Source organism: Rhizobacter sp. P3_B12, assembly GCF_056402895.1.
Window position 1 is genome coordinate 1 of sequence record NZ_JBFUGN010001498.1, and the last position, 986, is coordinate 986.

Consider the following 986-nt stretch of genomic DNA (forward strand, 5'->3'; position numbering starts at 1 on the left):
CCGCCTACACCGTGAGCCACGTGGTGGTGGGCCGCAGCGATTACCTGCGCGAACATGCCGAGATGTCGCGCCGATTCGTGCGCGCGCTGCTGAAGGCCGAGCGCTTCAACCGGCTGCATGCGGACGAGTCGCTGGCCATCGTCGCGCGCCGCCTCAAGGTGGAACCCGCCACGCTGCAGCCGGGCTGGAAGTCGCTCGCCTTCCGCGTGAACCTGCTGCAGTCACAACTGGTCACACTGGAAGATGAAGCCGACTGGACCGTCACCGGCGCCGCCGCCGCGTCGGCACCGACGCCCAATTTCCTGCCCCACCTCTACCTCGATGCCTTGCTCGAGGAGCAACCCGACCGCGTCACCGTGGCGCACTAGATGACGCAAACCGAATGAAGATCAGTGCGAAGGGCTGGCTCGCCACGACCACGGGCCTGGGCACGATCGCCCTGCTCGCCGTGATGATCTGGTGGGCCAACGGCGAGGTCGAGACGGCCGACCAGCAGCGCCGGCGCATGTCGGATGTGGCCCGCGTGCTGAACGATCTGCGGCTCGTCACCTTCGAGTACGTGCTGTACCGGAACCAGCGCGCCTACGAACAGGAGCGCCAGGTGGCCGAGCGGCTCGAGCACGCACTGGCAGAGCCGATCTTCGCCGAGCCGGAGCCCCTGGAAATCCTCGCCGACCTGCGCCGGCGCAGCACCGAGACGCGCCAGCTGTTCGAGGAGCTGCAGGCCAACAGCAACCAGCGTACCGTCGACGAGAACACGCAGAGGCTCTATGAGGAGCTGATCTCGCGCAAGCTGCTGGTGCTGCACCAGGAGAGCCTGGTCGATACCTTTCGCCTGCTGGATTTCTCCAATGCGCGCATCGCGTGGGCGCAGCACCGGGTGGTCATCGTGATCGTGGTGGGGCTGGCGCTGATCGCGCTCGCCACGATCGCGGCCGGCTGGCTGATCCACCGCGGCGTGCTGGTGCCGATCCAGCGCCTGCAGC

At 67.4% G+C, this 986-nt stretch carries 1 protein-coding gene and 1 pseudogene; both read left to right on the top strand.

Annotated elements, in window-relative coordinates:
- Positions 1–368 (top strand): annotated as a pseudogene (locus AC1D01_RS36420) (hypothetical protein); the annotation flags it as partial.
- 14 nt (positions 369–382) lie between these two features.
- The coding region (locus AC1D01_RS36425; protein ID WP_477874641.1) for a hypothetical protein at positions 383–986 on the top strand (604 nt) is incomplete at its 3' end.